Source organism: Pseudomonas sp. WS 5503 (genome assembly GCF_012985385.1).
GTDB lineage: Bacteria > Pseudomonadota > Gammaproteobacteria > Pseudomonadales > Pseudomonadaceae > Aquipseudomonas > Aquipseudomonas paracarnis.
Window position 1 is genome coordinate 41,686 of record NZ_JAAQWI010000005.1, and the last position, 17,896, is coordinate 59,581.

Below are 17,896 nucleotides of genomic sequence, written 5' to 3' on the forward strand. Positions count from 1 at the left end.
GATACACCGAGGTGTCTGTATCGCACGCAAGCCAGCTCCCACACTGATCGGTTTAGCGGTCTGGCTCATGGATGACCAAGGGGCTTGAAGACAGCCTGCTGCACATCGACTTTTTTCGGGATCAGGCCGTTGGCAAAAAACAGGTCGGCGGTGCGTTGCTGGTTGGCAATGTCGATGGCCGCCAAGGGGCGGATCGGCTCGGGCGAGCGATGTTCGAAGTAGCTTTTGACCACCGCCGGTTGCAGGCCCAGGGTGCCGGCCATCAGCGTGATGCTCGCGTCGGACTGATCAAGCGACAGGCGTTGCGCCTTGCCAAGCGTCTGGATAATCGTGGCGATGGCCCCTGGGTGCTGCTTGGCAAACGGGTGGTTGACCACGAAGAAACTGCCCGCAGGGTTCAACCCTTGCCCGTCCCGCAGCACGCGTGCCGAGCCGTCGATCACGGCGGCCGAGTAGTACGGGTCCCACACTACCCATGCGTCCACCTTGCCTTGTTCGAACGCGGCGCGGCCGTCGGAAGGCGACAGGTACACCACGTTCACATCCTTCCACTGCAACCCGGCGTGCAGCAGGCTTTTGAGGAACAGGTTGTGTGCACTGGAGCCCTTGAGCAATGCCACGCGCTTGCCCTTGAGTTCGGCCACGTTCTGCACGGTACTGGCCTTGGGCACCAGCACTGCTTCGGCCTTGCCCTCGTTAGGCTCGACGGCAAAATACTGCAAGTCGATCCCGGCTGCCTGGGCGAAGATCGGCGGGATATCGCCAATATTGCCGATGTCCAGGCTGCCGGCGTTGAGCGCTTCGATCAGCGGCGGGCCACCGAGAAATTCGGTCCACTGCACCTGGGTGCCCGGCAGTGCGGCTTCGAAGAGCTTGTGCTCACGGGCGAGCACCATGCTGACCGAGCTTTTCTGGTAGCCGATGCGCAGCGTGGAAGGTTCGGCCGCCGAGGTGGGTTGCGCCATTACTGCCAATGCCAGCAGCGAACTGCCCAGCAGGTGTCTGATTGCTTTCATAAGTTGCCTCTTGGTGGTTCGATCAGATTCAAAGTGAGCACAGGAAGTGTGGGAGCTGGCTTGCCTGCGATGGCGGCCTGTCATGGCCAGAGGTGTTGGCTGGCTCACCGCTATCGCAGGCAAGCCAGCTCCCACATTTGATCGGGGTGGGATTCAAGTCCGGTAACAGCGCGGGCCATGTAGTCACTGACCGAGCGCTGGGAAATCCCCAGTTCGGCAGCGATCTGGGGGTACGTCAGGCCGTTGACGCGGGACAACAGGAACGTCGTCTTGACCTTGGCCGGCAAGCGGTCGAGCGAGAGATCGATGGCTTGGAGGGCTTCGAGTACCTGCGCCCGGTCCTCGGCGCAGGCTGCATCGTCATCCAGCACAGCGAGGTAGGCACGCTCCAGGTCACGCCGGCGCCACACCTGGTACACCAGGCGCTGGGCAATGGTGGTGAGCAATGCGCGGGGCTGTCGTATCGGCGCTACCTGAGGTGCACTCAAGAGCTGGACAAACGCGTCGACCGCGATGTCTTCGGCGTGGGCACGGGAGTTGAGGTAGCGGTGCAAGCGGCTGCACAGCCAAGGGTAATGAATGCGAAACAATGAGCCCACGTAGTCGCTGTGAGCACTATCGGCGCCGGACATAGTGGCTCCTTCTGAGTAGGTTGCGCGGTATGTCCGGTGTTCCGGTGAAGCAATCCTAGCAAGGCTACTTATGCTTTAATAATATTTAAAACGCATTTTTATATAACCTTATTGAAGTACCGAATAGCCGATGCTGGCGGCTTTGTGCTCGTAATCCAGCACCACCTGGTAGTCATCTTCGCTGGCAGGAAGCACAGCTCGCACACCGAGGGTTTGCGCCACCTGCGGCAGGTCCTGCAACGCCAGGTTCATCGCCTCACGAATCTGCGCTACCTGCGCATCGCTCAAGCCCAGCGCACCTATGTAAGGCAAAGTCGGGCTCGGCGCGCTGCGGGCGATGACGCGCAGGCCCGCGACCTCTGCTGGGGCGAATCGGGCGAGGTAGTCGTAGGTGACGCTGTCGATGGCGGAGAGGTCGGCGCGGCCTTCACGCAGCCAGCGCAAGCTCTCGCGATGGGCACCGCTGATGCCGACGCTGGCGAAGAAACGCCCGTCGCGCTGCAACGGCGCCAGGCAGTCACGCAGCAGGTTCATACCGCTGTTGGAGTCGTGGCCGTTGATCACGCCGCGGCTCTGGTAGAACTGCGCCAGGCGGGTACGCGGGTTGTCAGCGCGAGTTAACAGCAGGCTGCAATGTTCGCCATGGCTGCTGTGGGCCAACTCGTAACGGGGGCGCCCAATGATGCGCACCTGGCCGCGCAGTTGAGTCATCAGCGGGTAGCCGCAGGTTTGGCTGACGAGCAATTGCGGCGCCAGCCACAGGCCGCGCAAGTCGAGGTGGTCGGCATCAAGACGATGCAGCTTCAAGCGCTCAAGGATGCGCGCCAGCCAGTATTGATTGGCCTGCTGGATGGGCTCGGGCGCAACGTACATGCGCAGGTCGGCGTAGTGCTCACTCATGGTCGCCTCTCAGGCAAACGGGTGCAGGGGACTGTCGATGGCCTTGAGGCCGTGACGGCTGATCAACTGGCCGTAGCCTTGCACCAGGAAACCACCGCTGCGCGCCAGCCACTGCTTGCGCCGGGCACGGTACACCCTGGGCAGCAGGTACCACGGCAGCTTTGGCAGATCGTGGTGCACCAGGTGCAGATTGTTGTTGAGAAACAGCCAGGCCCAGGGCCAGGACGCTTCGTTGAGCACTGTGCGCTGTTCCGGCCGAGGATGGGGGCGGTGCTCATAGTAGGAACGGATCGAGGCCAGGGACAAGGCTGGCACGCTGACCAGCAGCAGGTAGTGCCACACCGCAAGCGCGCTGTAGTAGGCGATGAAACTCAGCATCAGCACAGTGACGGCGCCGTGGGCCAGCCACATCGGCCATACCTGGGGCAGGCGTTGAAACTCGTGACGTGCCAACCGGCCAATGGCCAACGGCGCAGCCAGCAGGAAGCGGCCAAGCACGGTCTTGGTCAGCCAATGCACGCCACGTTCGAACAGTGAGCTGTTGTTCCATTGCTGCTGATTGAGGTAGCGGCTTTCCGGGTCGATGCCCGGCAGGGTCAGGTCATGGTCGTTATGGTGCAACAGGTGGCTGTCGCGGTACAGCGTGTAGGGATACCACACCGCGAAAGGGGCATAGCCGAGGAGTTTATTCAGCCATAACGAACGGGTCGGGTGGCCGTGGAGCAATTCGTGCTGCACCGATAGCCACAGGGTCAGCAGCGGAATCAGCAGCAACATGCTCAGCCACACGCCCAGCCACCGGCTGCCAAGGATCACCGCAAACCAGCCGGCATACACGCCGATCAACAGCAGCCAGGTCGGCCACTCGGTTCTTGCCACAAAGGTCGTCGCCAGGGCTTCGATTTCCCGGCGGTGGGTCGGATCAAGGTAATTGGCCATCGGCAGCTCAGAGCAGGTGTTTCCTGCTCTGTGCAATGAGGCGGGAAAATCTTGCAGATCGTTTGGTTCTAAGCGTGTAACTCAGTGACCGAACAGGCCTGCTTCGGATTTTTTGGTCTTCTTGTCCGCGCGTTTTTCATCCGCGGTCTTTGCCGGTTTTTTCTTCGCGGCTTTCTTTGAATCCATACCTTTGGCCATGATGCATGCTCCACTAACAGGGGATGTAGCACTGGGTATACCACCTATTGCCCGGCAGAAGGCGCTTATAATCCCCTGCCCTGGATAACGCTTGTCTGAACCCATGCCCCCATTGCACATCGAACCGCTGGCCGAGCCTCTATGGCCACTGCTGAACAAGTTTTATCGCAGCCACAATTCATCGATGAAGGCGCTCAAGGGCGGCCGTTTGTGGGTAGTGCGAGATGGCGAGATCGTGGCCGGCTTGTGCTTGAGCCCGGTGGTGGGTGGGCAGTGGCTGACGGGGGTGTTTGTGGCGCCGACTTATCGTGGCCAGCAGCTGGCGGCGCGACTGATTGGCGAGGCCGTGGCAGGTTGTGAGGGGACGGTCTGGTTGCTGTGCCATCCGGACCTGGAAGGGTTGTATCAGGGCATGGGGTTCAGCCAGGACACGGTTTTGCCGCAATCGCTGAGTGAGCGGCTGGTGCGTTACAAGCGCAATAAACCGATGATTGCGATGGGGCTCAATGCCCCAAAACACTGATCCAATGTGGGAGCTGGCTTGCCTGCGATGGCGGTGTATCAGCTACAAATAAGGTAGCTGGCCCACCGCCATCGCAGGCAAGCCAGCTCCCACAGTTGAACTGTGAGTGTGTCAGAAGGGCTATTCGTCAGCCGTTGGGTCCAGCTCCGGGAACATCACTTCAATAAATCCGAATTTGCTGAAGTCGGTAATCCGCGAGGGGTACAGCCGGCCGATCAAATGGTCGCACTCATGCTGCACCACCCGCGCATGGAAGCCGTCGGCAAAACGTACGATCGGCTCGCCTTTGGGGTCGAACCCTTCGTAGCGGATCTGCTGGTAACGGTTCACGGCGCCGCGCAGGCCGGGCACTGACAGGCAACCCTCATAGCCCTCTTCCTGCAGCGGGCTGAGCGGTGTGATCAGCGGGTTGATCAAGATGGTCTGCGGCACAGGCGGCGCGTCCGGGTAGCGTTCGCTGGCCTCGAAACCGAAGATCACCAGTTGCAGGTCCACGCCAATCTGCGGCGCCGCCAGGCCAACGCCGCCCACGTGCTCCATGGTCTGGAACATATCGTCGATCAGTTGCCACAACTCCGGGCTGTCGAACATCTCCGGCGGCACCGGCGGGGCGATACGCAGCAGGCGCTCGTCGCCCATTTTCAGGATTTCACGGATCATTGTTCAGGCTCGGTCATGGGCTTGGAGTGGTCCCGGCCTAGGCCTGAGACGTGTTGTTTTTCATCGGTGTGGCCCGACTCGCCTATTTCCTTCTCACCGGGGTCCTTGCCCTCGGCAGACATATGCTCGATCACCGCATTCATCTCCGCGCCCAGCAGCAGTACGGCGGCAGAGATGTAGAAATACAGGAGCAAGACAATGATCGCACCGATACTGCCATACATGGCGTTGTAGTCCGCGAAGGTCTTGACGTAGTAGCCAAAGCCCAGGGAGGCGACGATCCATACCACCACGGCCAAGACGGAGCCGGGGGTGATAAAGCGAAATTCCTGCTCGACGTCCGGCATCACGTAGTACATGAGGGCCACGGCGAACATCAGCAAGATCACAATCAGCGGCCAGCGCAGGATGGTCCACAGCGTGACCACGAATTCCTGCATGCCGATCTGCCCGGCCAGCCACTCCATGACTTGCGGGCCCAGCACCATCAGCGCGGCGGCCGCCAGCAGCATGCCGGCGATACCCACGGTGTAGAAAATCGACAGCGGGAAACGCTTCCAGATCGGCCGCCCTTCAACCACATCGTAGGCGGCGTTCATGGCGCTCATCATCAGGCGCACGCCCGCAGAGGCCGTCCACAGGGCGATAACGATACCCACCGAGAGCAAGCCGCCCTTGGACTGCTGCAACTGATCGATCACCGGGTTGACCTGTTCCAGCGCCTGGGGTGGCAACACCAGCTCCGATTGCAGGCGCAGCCAACTGAAGAAGTCGGGCAAATGCAGGAAGCCGATCAGGGCAATGAGGAACAGCAGGAACGGAAACAAAGAGAACAGCATCTGGTAGGCCAGTGCCGAGGCGTAGGTAGGCATCTCGTCATCGACGAATTCCTTGATGGTGCGTACCAGCACCTTGTGCAGCTTGAGACCATCGAGTACTGGAAAAAGCATAGCGTCTCCTTTCGCCGCAAAAGAGGTTGAGTTCGTGGGCGACTCAGGGGCCGTTTTCTACATCAAAGTAGCCCATTTGGCGACTTTGAAACAATTTCGAAAGTTTAGTTGCAGCACCGGATACAAAAACGGCCATCCGTGGATGGCCGTCGGGCTGCTGGAGTCTGCCAGCCAGGACGTGTTACTCAGTGGCTTTTTTCACTGCGTCCTTGGTCTTGCCCACTGCTTGCTGAGCTTCGCCTTTTTTCTCTTGGATCACGCCTTCAGCACGCAGCTTGTCATTGTCTGTGACTTTACCGACGCCTTGCTTGATGTTACCGACAGCTTCGTTCGCCAAGCCCTTTACCTTATCGGAAGTGCTGCTCATGGTATTACTCCTGATAACAATCAAATGGTTTTTGGTCACTACGTAGCGGTTGACCTGAAGCGCAACGGCAGAGTTTCAATTATTTTTGCGCAAGCATTTCATCGAAAGCGGCAGGTTTGGCTTTATGTTTTGCAGCCAACCCACGAGAATGCCCGGCACATTCAGGCTGCAACGCTGAATAACAGATCCCGTAGGAAGGTTATGAAACTCAATAAAGCACAGGCCATTGCCCGCAGAAACCAGGAACTGGGCGGTGCCGTACTCGGCGTCAACAACTGCCACTTCACCGACCTGGACCGCAAACGCAACATCTGGTGGTTCGACCTGCCGGTGGGGCGTATTGCTGTAGGCCAGTACGAGTGGATCCACCTGTTGATGCACAACGCCGACACCGACCAGTTGCTGCACCTGAAAGTGCCGACCGTGTTCCTGCGTGAAAAACTCGAAGGGCTGGTGGTACGCAATGCGGGCAAGCGCAAGCCGGAGATTACCCTGGAGCTAAGCGCGGATAAGGACTCGTTCTTGAAGGACGTACGCCCCGCCGGTGCGGGTGTGAGCTTCGCGCAGTTCGCGTTGTAAGCCCGGTAACCCTGTGGGAGCGGGCTTGCCCGCGATGGCAGTGAGTCAGGCGATACAGCAGTGGCTGCTGTAGCGCTATCGCAGGCAAGCCAGCTCCCACAGGGGGTAAGTGTTTCGCCAGCGCCCTCATAAAAAACCCCGCATCGGCGGGGTTTTTTATGGGTTACTTTTTAAGACCGAGTTTCTTCAGTTCTTCATCACGCAATTCACGCCGCAGGATCTTGCCCACGTTGGTGGTCGGCAGCGCATCACGGAACTCCACGGCCTTGGGCACTTTGTAGCCGGTGACGTTGGCGCGCATGTGTTCCATCACCTGGTCCTTGGTCAGGGTAGCCCCTGGCTTGACCACGATGAACAATTTGATGTGCTCGCCGGATTTTTCATCCGGTACGCCGATAGCCGCACACTGCAGCACACCCGGCAGGCCCGCCAGCACGTCTTCCAGCTCGTTGGGGTAGACGTTGAAGCCGGAGACCAGAATCATGTCCTTCTTGCGGTCGACGATACGCATGTAGCCGTCTGGCTGGATGATCGCGATGTCGCCGGTCTTCAGCCAGCCCTCGCTATCGAGCATCTCGTCGGTAGCTTCCTGGCGCTGCCAGTAGCCCTTCATCACTTGCGGACCTTTCACACACAGCTCGCCAGTTTCGCCCAGTGCAAGCTCGGTACCGTCGTCGGCGATGACTTTACACGCGGTGGAAGGCACCGGAATGCCGATGGTGCCGATCTGGATGTGCTGGATCGGGTTGACCGTGGCCACCGGGCTGGTTTCGGTCATGCCGTAGCCTTCGCAGATCGCGCAGCCGGTCACGGCCTTCCAACGCTCCGCCGCCGCCAGTTGCAACGCCATGCCGCCCGATAGGGTGACCTTCAGCGCAGAGAAGTCCAGCTTGCGGAAACCTTCGTTGTTGCACAGTGCCACGAACAGGGTGTTGAGGCCGACGAAGCCGCTGAACTTCCACTTCGACAGTTCCTTGACCATCGCCGGCAGGTCGCGCGGGTTACTGATCAGGATGTTGTGGTTGCCGATCAGCATCATCGCCATGCAATGAAAGGTGAAGGCATAGATGTGGTAGAGCGGTAGCGGCGTGATCAGGATCTCGCAGCCTTCATTGAGGTTGGAGCCCATCAGCGCCTTGCATTGCAGCATGTTGGCGACGAGGTTGCGGTGGGTCAGCATCGCGCCCTTGGCCACGCCGGTGGTACCGCCGGTGTATTGCAACACGGCCACATCGCCGCTGGCCGGGCTGGCATCGTTGACCGGCTGGCCATGGCCCTTGGCGAGTACGTCGTTGAATTTGATGGCCTGGGGCAGATGATAGGCCGGGACCATTTTCTTTACGTATTTGATCACGCTGTTGATCAGCACGCGCTTGAACGGCGAGAGCAGGTCGGCAACTTCGGTGACGATCACGTGCTTGACGGCGGTCTTGGGCACGACTTTTTCAGCCAGGTGCGCCATGTTCGCCAGGCAAACCAGGGCCTTGGCCCCCGAATCATTGAATTGGTGTTCCATCTCCCGCGCGGTATACAGCGGGTTGGTGTTGACCACGATCAGGCCGGCGCGGATCGCACCGAATACAGCGACGGGGTATTGCAGAACGTTGGGCAGTTGCACGGCGATTCGATCGCCAGGCTTCAAATCGGTATGCTGTTGCAGATACGCGGCGAATGCGCCGGACAATTCGTACAGTTCACCGTAGGTGATTGTCTTGCCCAGGTTGCTGAAAGCCGGTTTGTTGGCGAAGCGCTGGCAGGACTGCTTCAGTACCGCCTGAATATTCGGATACTCGTCTGGATTGATCTGTGCAGCAATCCCGGCGGGGTACTTATCCTTCCAAAAGTCTTCATTCATGGAAGCCCACTCCTCAGCGACGCGAATTCATCATCGCATTTGATGCGATTATTATTGGTGTATGTTTTTAGGTGAGTCTGGCGCTTTCAAGCAGGCCTAGAAGTCACAAAGCGCGCCGAGAGTAGCAGCTTTGCCAAGGGGCGCCTAGAGCCAAAAGAGGCCCCTACAGTCATAAACATGACTCAAGAATATCCAATGGTCACTTTTAGAGCAAAAATTCTATAACACCAGGAATGGCTCTAGAACAGGCTATCAAGGGCGAAAAATACAGTGTGGGAGCTGGCTTGCCTGCGATAGCGGTGGATCAGCCAATTCAACAGGCGACTGAAACACTGCTAGCGCGGGCAAACCAGCTCCCACATTTTTGTACCCTATTTCAATTCAAGCGATGTCGCGCAGCTCCCGGCGCAGAATTTTCCCCACCGGCGTCATCGGCAACGACTCTCTCAACACAATATGCTTGGGCACCTTGTACCCCGTGAAGTTGGCCTTGCAGTACGCCTTCAGTTCCTCGAGGCTCACCCCCTGGGCCCGTGCCACCACGAACAGCTTCACCGCCTCCCCCGTGCGCTCGTCCGGTACGCCGATCACGGCGCAGTTGGCCACGGCCGGGTGGGCCATGATCACGTCTTCGATTTCGTTGGGGTACACGTTGAAACCCGAGACGATGATCAAATCCTTCTTGCGATCCACAATACTGATGTAGCCATCGGTGTCGATCACCGCAATGTCACCGGTCTTCAACCAGCCATCGGCGTCCAGGGTTTCGGCGGTGGCGGCCGGTTGCTGCCAGTAGCCCTTCATCACTTGCGGGCCCTGGATGCACAGCTCGCCGCGCTCGCCCAACGGCAGTTCTTGCCCCAGGTCATCCACGACCTTCATCGCCGTACCCGGCACCGGGATGCCCACGGTACCCAGGCGTGACAGGCCGCCGTAGGGGTTGGTACTGGCCACTGGCGAGGTTTCGGTGAGGCCGTAGCCTTCGCCGATGGCGCAGCCGGTCACCGCTTTCCAGCGTTCCGCCGTGGCCTTGACCAGGGCGGTGCCGCCGGAGTTGGTAATCTTCAGGTGGGAGAAATCCAGGGTCTTGAAATCCGGGTGGTCCATCAGCGCCACAAACAGTGTGTTGAGCCCCAACAGGCCGGAGAACTGCCACTGTTTGAGCTCCTTGATAAACCCGCCGATGTCCCGTGGGTTGGTGATCAGCACGTTGTGGTTACCGGAGACCATCATGCACATGCAATTGGCCGTGAATGCATAGATGTGGTAAAGCGGCAGCGGTGCAATCATCACCTCCTGCCCTTCCTTGATCAGCGGATGGCCGTCGTCGCCCAGTTGCGACATGCACGCCCGCACTTGCTGCATGTTCGCCACCAGGTTGCCGTGAGTGAGCATCGCTCCCTTGGCCAGCCCAGTGGTGCCGCCGGTGTATTGCAGCACGGCGACGTCGTCCAGGGTCACCGGATGGCGCGTCACTCCAAGGCCCGCGCCCATGCGCAGGGCGCGCTTGAACGAAACCGCCCGCGGCAGGTGGTAGGCCGGGACCATCTTCTTGACTTTGTCGACCACGGTGTTGACCAGCCAGCCTTTGGCGGCGGGCATGAAATCGCCCATCCTGGCTTCGATCAGGTAGTCGATCTCCGTGTCGGTGCACACCTCCTGCACACGTGAACCGAACAGGTTGAGGTAGACCAGCGCCCGCACACCGGCATCCTTGAACTGATGGCGCATCTCGCGCGGCGTATAAAGCGGGTTGGTGTTGACCACGATCAGCCCGGCGCGCAGTGCGCCGAACACCGCAACCGGGTAATGCAGCACGTTGGGCAGCTGCACCGCGATGCGCTCGCCGGGCTTGAGGTCGGTGTGCTGCTGCAGGTAACCGGCAAACGCCGCACTCTGGCGCTCAAGCTCGGCGTAGGTGAGGGTAATGCCCATGCTGCTGAATGCCGGACGGTCGGCAAAGGTCTTGCAGGAACGCTCGAAGACCTCGATCACCGACGTGTAGGTGCTGAGGTCGATGGCATTGGGGACTCCCGCCGCGCGTTTGTCATTCCAGAAATCAGGTTGCATTATTCTTGTCCTCTTTACCTGAGTGTGTCCGGCCGCTGCCATGCAGATGTGCAGCAATAAGAAGCGGAGCTTTGGGGAAGTTAGCAGCTATGGCCAAACAGGCAAGACGCTGAACTGTGTCATTGATTGTATGAATCTTGTACCTAAGGCGTAGGCAGATACCCCGCCCCACGCCGGATGAGCTATACAATGCAACCACCCTGAGCAAAGGAAGCCGCCATGAACCACAGCACCTTCTGGCTGACCGCGAACGACCACACCCGTCTGTACGTCAACCAATGGATGCCCGACGGCCCGCCCAGGGCCGTGGTGATGATTTCCCATGGCATGGCCGAGCACGGCGGTCGCTATGCGCGCCTGGCGCAAGCGTTGTGTGGCGCAGGGTATGGCGTATATGCGCTGGACCAGCGTGGGCATGGCCGTACCGCCGAGGCCGGCACCGTTGGGCTATATGCTGAAACGGATGGCTGGAACAAAGTCGTGGGCGATCTGGCCAGCCTTAATCAGCACATCGGCCAACAGCATCCCGGGCTGCCGATCATCTTGCTGGGCCACAGCATGGGCAGCTATATCTCCCAGGCATACTTGCTGCATCACAGCGCCAGCTTGCATGGCGCAATACTCAGCGGCTCGAATTTCCAGCCGGTGGCCCTCTACCGTGCAGCGCAAATCATTGCGCGCATCGAACGTGCACGCCAAGGCCTGCGAGGGCGCAGTGCGTTGATCGACTTCTTGTCGTTCGGCTCATTCAACAAAGCCTTCAAACCCAATCGCACCGCGTTTGACTGGCTCAGCCGCGACCCGGTTGAAGTGGACAACTACATCAACGACCCACTCTGTGGCTTTCGTTGCACCAATCAACTGTGGATCGACCTGTTGGGCGGCTTGCAGCAGATCAGCAAAGTCTCCAACCTGGCGCAGATTGATCCCGGCCTGCCGATCCTGGTGATTGGCGGCGATCGTGATCCGGTGAGTGAAGGCAAGCGTCTCAAGCACCTGGCCCACGCCCTGCGTGAGGCCGGTTGCCAGGACGTGCAATTGACGCTTTACCCGCAGGCGCGCCATGAAGTATTCAACGAAACCAACCGTGATGAAGTCACCGCCGACCTGCTGACCTGGCTCGACCAGGCGCTGGCGTTGCGCAGGCCCACCCGCTGCGAATAGTTTTTGCTTTAAAATCAGCCGATTAATTACCGTTAAGCCACAGGATGCTCCTTGAGATGACCCAGGTAACCAACACCCCGTACGAAGCGCTTGAAGTGGGCCAGACTGCCAGCTTCAGCAAAACCGTCGAAGAGCGCGATATCCAGCTGTTCGCCGCCATGTCGGGTGACCACAACCCGGTGCACCTGGACGCTGAATACGCCAAGGCGACCATGTTCAAGGAGCGGATTGCCCACGGCATGTTCAGCGGCGCGCTGATCAGCGCGGCAGTGGCCTGCGAGCTGCCTGGGCCGGGCACGATCTATATCGGCCAGCAAATGACCTTTCAGAAACCGGTGAAGATCGGCGACACCCTGACCGTGCGCTTGGAAATCCTCGAGAAACTGCCGAAGTTTCGCGTGCGCATTGCCACTCGGGTGTTCAACCAGCGTGATGAGTTGGTAGTCGATGGCGAGGCGGAGATTCTGGCGCCGCGCAAACAGCAAGTCGTGACCCTGACCGAGCTGCCGCCAATCAGCATCGGCTGATCTACATTCCAGCCTTTGCATAAAAAAATGTGGGAGCGGGCTCGCCCGCGAATGCGGTGTATCAGCCAATACAACAGTGACTGATCCACCGCTTTCGCGAGCAAGCCCGCTCCCACACTAGGTCCAGCGTAGGTCTTACCTCAGGTCTTACGACTGAGCGCGAGCCTGGTTACGCAGGGCTTTTACCTGGTCGTGGTTGCGCTGTACACCGTGGTACTGACGCTCAACCAAGTCACGAATGCCCACCAGGTTGTGCTTGTTGATCTTCTCGATCGCTTCCTTGTAAGCCTTCAGTGCGTGGTCTTCACCGCGCTCGGCTTCGTTCAATACGGCCTCTTCGTCCTTGCCGGTGACCATCGACTTCACGTCGACCCAGCCACGGTGCAGGGCGCCGGCAACACTACCGGACTTCTCTGGATCGCCGCCCAGGGCACGCACAGCAGTTTTCAGTTCTTCTGCAGCGGTACCGCAATCAACAGCACGCTTGGCAAACAATGCCTTGAGTTCCGGATGCTTGATGTCTTCAGCGCATTCCTTGAAACCCTTTTGGCCGTCGATGCTGGTCTCGATCAGGTCGTTCAGTACGGAGATCGATTCTTTGTTGATATCAGTCATTTTTCAATTCCTTGTACGGGTTAGAAGGTTGCCTTGGTTATTGCAGCGCCCGTGCCAGGTTTATAAAAATTATTTTTATGTTTATTTTCAATAAGTTACGAATTATTGAACCATCTGTATGTTGGTTATTTGCATGATCTGTCATTTGGCCTTCATGCAGAATGCCTGTATTTTCGAAAGCCTGGCCTCAACCCTACGACGCTCATGAATCCCGAAAAACTCGAACTGCTGATCACCCGCCAAATGCCCTTTGGCAAATACAAAGGCCGGATCATTGCCGACCTGCCCGGGCCCTACCTGAACTGGTTCGCCCGCGAAGGTTTCCCCCACGGCGAATTGGGCGGTTTGCTGGCCTTGATGCAGGAAATCGACCACAACGGCCTGTCCGAATTGCTCGAACCGCTGCGCGCCAAACACGGCAGACCCGCCCCCCGCCACTAAGAGACTCACCATGCCAAGGAATGCCGATAACGAACCGCACTGGCAGGCCATCGCCCAACGCTATGAATACGAGCCCGGCCCGATCAACCTGGAAAACGGCTACTTCGGGCGCATGAGCCGGGCGGTGCAGGCCCAGTACCTTGAGCACATCAGCTTTATCAACCGCAGCAACTCTGTGCATGTGCGCCAGCGTTTTGAACAGGGTGAAAACAACGAGATACGCCGCCAGCTGGCCGGCTTGATTGATGTCGACCCCGAATCGGTCGCTTTCACCCGTAACGCTACCGAAGCCTTGCAGTCACTGATCCGCAACTACAACCGCCTGCAACCGGGCGACCAGGTGCTGATCAGCGACCTGGAATACGACACGGTCAAAGGCGCCATGCGCTGGCTGGCAGCGGCTCGCGGCGTGGAAGTGATAGAGGTGGCCCACACCCACCCGGCCAGTTTCGACAGCCTGGTGCAGACTTATCACGATGCGTTTGTGCAGTACCCGCGTCTGAGATTAATAGCCTTGACCCATGTGACCCACCGTACGGGCCTGGTCATGCCGGTTGCGGCCATTGCCAAGGCCGCGCGCGAACGCGCAATCGACGTGATCCTCGACGGCGCCCACGCCTTGGGCCAGATCGACTTCAACCTGGCCGAACTGGGCATTCAGTTCGCAGGCCTCAACCTGCACAAGTGGATCGGCGCGCCGCTGACCCTGGGCTTTTTGTACATCGCACCGGAGCGCCTGGCAGATATCGACCCGGATATGGGCGAGTTTCACTACCCAGCCACCGATGTGCGAGCGCGTACGTCCTACAGCACGCCGAACTTTCCGGCGCTGATGACATTGCCCCTGGTATTTGAAGAGCATCGACAGTTGGGTGGCGCTGCGGCCAAGGGCGCACGCGTCAATTACCTGCGCAACCTGTGGGTAAACCAGGTACGGCCGTTGCCGGGGATTGAAGTGCTGACCTCGGATGACCCGCGACTGTACTGCGGGATCACAGCCTTCAAGTTCATAGGGCGTGATCAGCAGATGATGGTGGACAGGTTGCTCAAGGAGCACGGCCTGTTCACCACTACGCGCACGGGGGCAGCGTTTGGCACCTGTATCCGGGTGACGCCGGGGCTGGTGACGTCGGCGGCGGACATCAATGCGCTAGTCCATGCGATCACCAAACTAAACACCGTTTAAAACTGTGGGAGCTGGCTTGCCTGCGATAACGGTGTACCAGCCAAAGATGGGCTAACTGATAAATGGCTATCGCAGGCAAGCCAGCCCCCACCTTCAGAGCGGCGATGTGCTTGAGGTTTTTTTACAGGCAAAAAAAAGCGGCACACCGACCAAGTGCGCCGCAAAAATGCCGTAAAGCACAGCAACAACGATTCGATAAATCAGTTCAGTCCAGCAGCGCCAGCGCCTGGGCAGTGACTTCCTGGATACGCGCCCAGTCGCCGTTCTTGACCCACTCCGGATCCAGCATCCAGCTACCGCCCACGCACATTACGTTTTTCAACGCCATGTAGCTCTTGATGTTGGCCGGACCAACACCGCCAGTCGGGCAGAATTTGACTTCGCCGAACGGGCCGCCGAGAGCCTTGATGGCAGCAACACCACCGCTGACTTCAGCCGGGAACAGCTTGAAGCGGCGATAACCCAAGCCGTAGCCTTCCATGATGCCGGAGGCGTTGCTGATGCCCGGCAGCAGCGGGATCGGGCTGTGCACCGAGGCTTCCAGCAAGTCACGGGTGATGCCGGGGGTGACGATAAATTGCGAGCCTGCCACTTCTGCCGCTTCGAGCATGTGACGGTCGAGCACGGTACCGGCACCAGTGCACAGTTCAGGACGTTGCTCGCGCAAGACCTGAATGGCCTTGAGGCCGAACTCGGAACGCAGGGTCACTTCCAGCGCGGTCAAACCGCCAGCGGCCAGGGCGTCGGCCAACGGCAGGATGTCCTGCTCGCGGGCGATGGTGATCACCGGCAGGATCCGCGCCTTGGCGCAGAGGCTGTCGATCAAGGCAACTTTATCCGCCATGGACACGGTCGGTTGAGGGCTTTTCATAGCGGCTGATCCTTGGCTCATGGGCACCAGTAAATCTCTAGAGTAGGTTGCAAAAACGCGCGAATCGGCATGGCAGCAACATCGTCGCTGGCCAGGGCGGCGCTCAAGGTAGTCAATTTCGAACTGCCGGAAATCGACAGCACGGTGTAGCTGGCCGTGGCCAGCAGCGCACGACTCATGGTCAGGCGCTGGTGCGGCACAGTGGGCGCCAGCATCGGCCAGCAACGGCGGGTACCGTCGGCCTTCAGCGCTTCGCTCAGGTTAGGGCTGTTGGGGAACAGCGATGCGGTGTGGCCATCATCGCCCATGCCCAGCACCAGCACATCAATGGCTGGCAACTCGCCCAGCAGGCGATCTGCCTGCTCGGCAGCGTCTTCAAGATTGGCAGCGGGGCTGTACAGACTCAGGAACTTCGCCTTGGCCGCCGGACCTTGCAGCAAGTGTTGCTTCAACAGGCCAGCATTACTGTCGGCATGTTCGACCGGCACCCAGCGTTCATCGGCCAGGGTGATGGTGACCTTGGACCAGTCCAGGCCCTGCTTGGCCAGGTTCTGGAAAAACGCCACGGGGCTGCGGCCACCGGACACCACCAACGTGGCCTCGCCACGGGCGCTGATGGCCGAGCGCAGTTGTTCAGCCACGTCATTGGCCAGGCCATCGGCCAGCAGCGCAGGCGTACGGTACTCATGGGCAGTGACGCCCTGAGGCAGTTTCAATTCAGATATCGCCATACCACGACCTCCCATCCCGCGTGATCAGTGCAATGGAGCTCATCGGCCCCCAGGACCCCGCCGCATAAGGCTTGGGCGCATCACCGGATTTTTTCCACCCGGCGATCAACTGGTCACACCACTTCCACGCGGCTTCGATTTCATCTTTGCGAACAAACAGGTTCTGATTGCCGCGCATCACTTCCAGCAACAATCGCTCGTAGGCATCGGGGATGCGTGCGCTGCGATAGGTGTCGGAAAAATTCAATTGCAGTGGTCCGCTGCGCAGTTGCATGCCTTTGTCCAGGCCCTGCTCCTTGGTCATCACACGCAGGGAAATACCTTCGTCCGGCTGCAGGCGGATGATCAGCTTGTTGCTGATCTGCAGACGCTGCTCCGGGGCGAAGATGTAGTGGGACGGTTCCTTGAAGTGAATGACAATCTGCGACAGTTTTTGCGGCATACGCTTGCCGGTACGCAGGTAGAACGGCACGCCGGCCCAGCGCCAGTTACGGATATCGGCACGCAGGGCAACGAACGTCTCGGTGTCGCTCTGGGTATTGGAGTTGTCTTCTTCCAGGTAACCCGGCACGGCTTTACCAGCGCTGTAGCCGGCGATGTACTGGCCACGGACTACCTGAGTGGTCAGGCCCTCGGGGCTGATCGGCGCCAAGGCCTTGAGCACCTTGACCTTCTCGTCGCGGATGCTGTCGGCGGACAGGTCGGCAGGCGGGTCCATGGCAATCAGGCAAAGCAGTTGCAACAAGTGATTCTGGATCATGTCGCGCAGTTGGCCAGCCTTGTCGAAGTAACCCCAACGGCCTTCGATGCCAACCTGCTCGGCCACGGTGATTTCCACGTGGGAGATGTAGTTCTGATTCCACTGGGTTTCGAACAAGCTGTTGGCGAAACGCAGGGCGATCAGGTTTTGCACCGTCTCTTTGCCCAGGTAGTGGTCGATGCGATAGGTGCGGTTTTCCGGAAAGAACTGCGCCACGGCGTCGTTGACCTTGCGCGACGACTCCAGGTCCGAACCGATGGGTTTTTCCAGCACTACGCGGGTATTTTCCGCCAGGCCGACCTTGGACAGGTTTTCGCAGATCGCGCCGTACACCGCCGCCGGGGTGGCGAAGTAGGCAATCAGGCGTTGCTCGCTGCCGGCTTTTTCGGCCAGGGCGACGTAGTCGTCGGCCTTCATGAAGTCGACATGCACATAAGCCAGGCGTGCGAGGAAACGCTGGGCCACGGCTTCGTCGAGCTCTTTGCCGACGTATTTACGCAATTCTTTTTCGATATGGGCCAGGTGTTGCTGCTCGGAGCCGGCTTCACGGGCCAGGGCCAGGATGCGTGTGTCGTCGTGCAGCAACCCGGCGCCATCGAGTTGATAAAGGGCAGGAAATAACTTGCGCAGCGCCAGATCACCCAAGGCGCCAAACAGGGCAAAGGTGCAGGGTTCCACGGTTATCGAAGGCATGATGTTTGTTCTTTTATCAAGTTAAGCTACAAATACCTTTTTTCAAGGCATCACTCAAGGAAAAATGTAGTAATAACCACAACATTTTCCCGAAATACGCATTGCGAGTGGTGGTGTTCAGCTACCCTCAGTAGGATAGGCCACCGCGAAAAGCCACTCATCGATTGGTTACCGCCTTTTTATTTGCATCGTCGCCCGAAGGAAAGACTGAATGGACCG

19 protein-coding genes are annotated in these 17,896 nt (G+C 59.1%); 6 read left to right on the plus strand and 13 right to left on the minus strand.

Annotation, left to right across the window (positions count from 1 at the left end):
- Positions 1–65: 65 nt before the first annotated feature.
- The 4 genes from HBO10_RS14440 to HBO10_RS14455 all read right to left on the minus strand — a co-directional run bounded on the left by HBO10_RS14440 (position 66) and on the right by HBO10_RS14455 (position 3,487).
- Positions 66–1,016 carry an aliphatic sulfonate ABC transporter substrate-binding protein gene (locus HBO10_RS14440; RefSeq protein ID WP_034128508.1) on the minus strand — a complete coding sequence of 317 codons (951 nt, stop codon included), beginning with the start codon at positions 1,014–1,016 and terminating at the stop codon, positions 66–68.
- A 110-nt stretch (positions 1,017–1,126) separates the two neighbouring features.
- On the minus strand, positions 1,127–1,648 hold the full coding sequence (locus HBO10_RS14445) for a sigma-70 family RNA polymerase sigma factor (protein WP_034128509.1): 522 nt from the start codon (positions 1,646–1,648) through the stop codon (positions 1,127–1,129).
- A 108-nt stretch (positions 1,649–1,756) separates the two neighbouring features.
- Entirely contained in the window at positions 1,757–2,548 is a 792-nt protein-coding gene (locus HBO10_RS14450) for a PhnD/SsuA/transferrin family substrate-binding protein (RefSeq protein WP_034128510.1), read from the minus strand.
- A gap of 9 nt (positions 2,549–2,557) precedes the next feature.
- Complete coding sequence (locus HBO10_RS14455) at positions 2,558–3,487, minus strand: fatty acid desaturase (protein WP_034128511.1); 930 nt, start codon at positions 3,485–3,487, stop codon at positions 2,558–2,560.
- Between the two features lie 301 nt (positions 3,488–3,788).
- Here HBO10_RS14455 and HBO10_RS14460 point away from each other — a divergent pair, with 301 nt between their 5' ends.
- Positions 3,789–4,208 (plus strand): GNAT family N-acetyltransferase, encoded by a 420-nt coding sequence (locus HBO10_RS14460; RefSeq protein WP_034128512.1) that lies wholly within the window; start codon positions 3,789–3,791, stop codon positions 4,206–4,208.
- A gap of 120 nt (positions 4,209–4,328) precedes the next feature.
- Here HBO10_RS14460 and def read toward each other — a convergent pair whose 3' ends face one another.
- The 3 genes from def to HBO10_RS14475 all read right to left on the minus strand — a co-directional run bounded on the left by def (position 4,329) and on the right by HBO10_RS14475 (position 6,185).
- Complete coding sequence (def, locus tag HBO10_RS14465; RefSeq protein WP_034128513.1) at positions 4,329–4,868, minus strand: peptide deformylase; 540 nt, start codon at positions 4,866–4,868, stop codon at positions 4,329–4,331.
- On the minus strand, positions 4,865–5,818 hold the full coding sequence (locus tag HBO10_RS14470; RefSeq protein ID WP_034128514.1) for a YihY/virulence factor BrkB family protein: 954 nt from the start codon (positions 5,816–5,818) through the stop codon (positions 4,865–4,867). The genes def and HBO10_RS14470 overlap by 4 nt, the downstream gene beginning before the upstream one ends.
- A gap of 181 nt (positions 5,819–5,999) precedes the next feature.
- Complete coding sequence (locus HBO10_RS14475) at positions 6,000–6,185, minus strand: CsbD family protein (RefSeq protein WP_003193737.1); 186 nt, start codon at positions 6,183–6,185, stop codon at positions 6,000–6,002.
- Positions 6,186–6,386: 201 nt separating this feature from the next.
- On the opposite strand from HBO10_RS14475, the gene HBO10_RS14480 reads away from it, so the two are divergent.
- Entirely contained in the window at positions 6,387–6,764 is a 378-nt protein-coding gene (locus HBO10_RS14480; protein WP_003193739.1) for a hypothetical protein, read from the plus strand.
- A 163-nt stretch (positions 6,765–6,927) separates the two neighbouring features.
- Here HBO10_RS14480 and fadD1 read toward each other — a convergent pair whose 3' ends face one another.
- A complete protein-coding gene (gene fadD1, locus HBO10_RS14485) occupies positions 6,928–8,619 on the minus strand; it encodes a long-chain-fatty-acid--CoA ligase FadD1 (protein ID WP_034128515.1) in 1,692 nt (563 codons plus the stop codon).
- A gap of 381 nt (positions 8,620–9,000) precedes the next feature.
- Positions 9,001–10,689, minus strand: coding sequence for a long-chain-fatty-acid--CoA ligase FadD2 (fadD2, locus tag HBO10_RS14490; RefSeq protein WP_034128516.1), 1,689 nt, complete (start codon positions 10,687–10,689; stop codon positions 9,001–9,003).
- Positions 10,690–10,908: 219 nt separating this feature from the next.
- Here fadD2 and HBO10_RS14495 point away from each other — a divergent pair, with 219 nt between their 5' ends.
- Both HBO10_RS14495 and HBO10_RS14500 read left to right on the plus strand, forming a co-directional pair.
- A complete protein-coding gene (locus HBO10_RS14495) occupies positions 10,909–11,853 on the plus strand; it encodes an alpha/beta hydrolase (protein WP_034128517.1) in 945 nt (314 codons plus the stop codon).
- 56 nt (positions 11,854–11,909) lie between these two features.
- Entirely contained in the window at positions 11,910–12,380 is a 471-nt protein-coding gene (locus tag HBO10_RS14500; RefSeq protein WP_003193747.1) for a MaoC family dehydratase, read from the plus strand.
- Between the two features lie 147 nt (positions 12,381–12,527).
- On the opposite strand, the gene HBO10_RS14505 is transcribed toward HBO10_RS14500, so the two are convergent.
- Complete coding sequence (locus HBO10_RS14505) at positions 12,528–12,995, minus strand: PA2169 family four-helix-bundle protein (protein ID WP_034128518.1); 468 nt, start codon at positions 12,993–12,995, stop codon at positions 12,528–12,530.
- 204 nt (positions 12,996–13,199) lie between these two features.
- On the opposite strand from HBO10_RS14505, the gene HBO10_RS14510 reads away from it, so the two are divergent.
- Positions 13,200–13,436: a DUF3820 family protein gene (locus HBO10_RS14510; RefSeq protein WP_003193750.1), complete on the plus strand. Its 237-nt coding sequence runs from the start codon at positions 13,200–13,202 to the stop codon at positions 13,434–13,436.
- A gap of 10 nt (positions 13,437–13,446) precedes the next feature.
- Positions 13,447–14,622 (plus strand): aminotransferase class V-fold PLP-dependent enzyme, encoded by a 1,176-nt coding sequence (locus HBO10_RS14515; RefSeq protein ID WP_034128519.1) that lies wholly within the window; start codon positions 13,447–13,449, stop codon positions 14,620–14,622.
- Between the two features lie 205 nt (positions 14,623–14,827).
- Here the strand turns inward: HBO10_RS14515 and HBO10_RS14520 are convergent, their stop codons facing one another.
- Genes HBO10_RS14520 through zwf form a run of 3 tightly spaced genes read right to left on the minus strand, consistent with a single transcriptional unit; the run spans position 14,828 to position 17,677 of the window.
- Positions 14,828–15,493: a bifunctional 4-hydroxy-2-oxoglutarate aldolase/2-dehydro-3-deoxy-phosphogluconate aldolase gene (locus HBO10_RS14520; RefSeq protein WP_026067364.1), complete on the minus strand. Its 666-nt coding sequence runs from the start codon at positions 15,491–15,493 to the stop codon at positions 14,828–14,830.
- Positions 15,494–15,510: 17 nt separating this feature from the next.
- Positions 15,511–16,224, minus strand: a complete 714-nt coding sequence (gene pgl, locus HBO10_RS14525) for a 6-phosphogluconolactonase (RefSeq protein ID WP_034128520.1) — start codon at positions 16,222–16,224, stop codon at positions 15,511–15,513.
- Complete coding sequence (zwf, locus tag HBO10_RS14530; RefSeq protein ID WP_034128521.1) at positions 16,211–17,677, minus strand: glucose-6-phosphate dehydrogenase; 1,467 nt, start codon at positions 17,675–17,677, stop codon at positions 16,211–16,213. Before zwf ends, pgl begins: the two co-directional genes overlap by 14 nt.
- Positions 17,678–17,896: the final 219 nt, after the last annotated feature.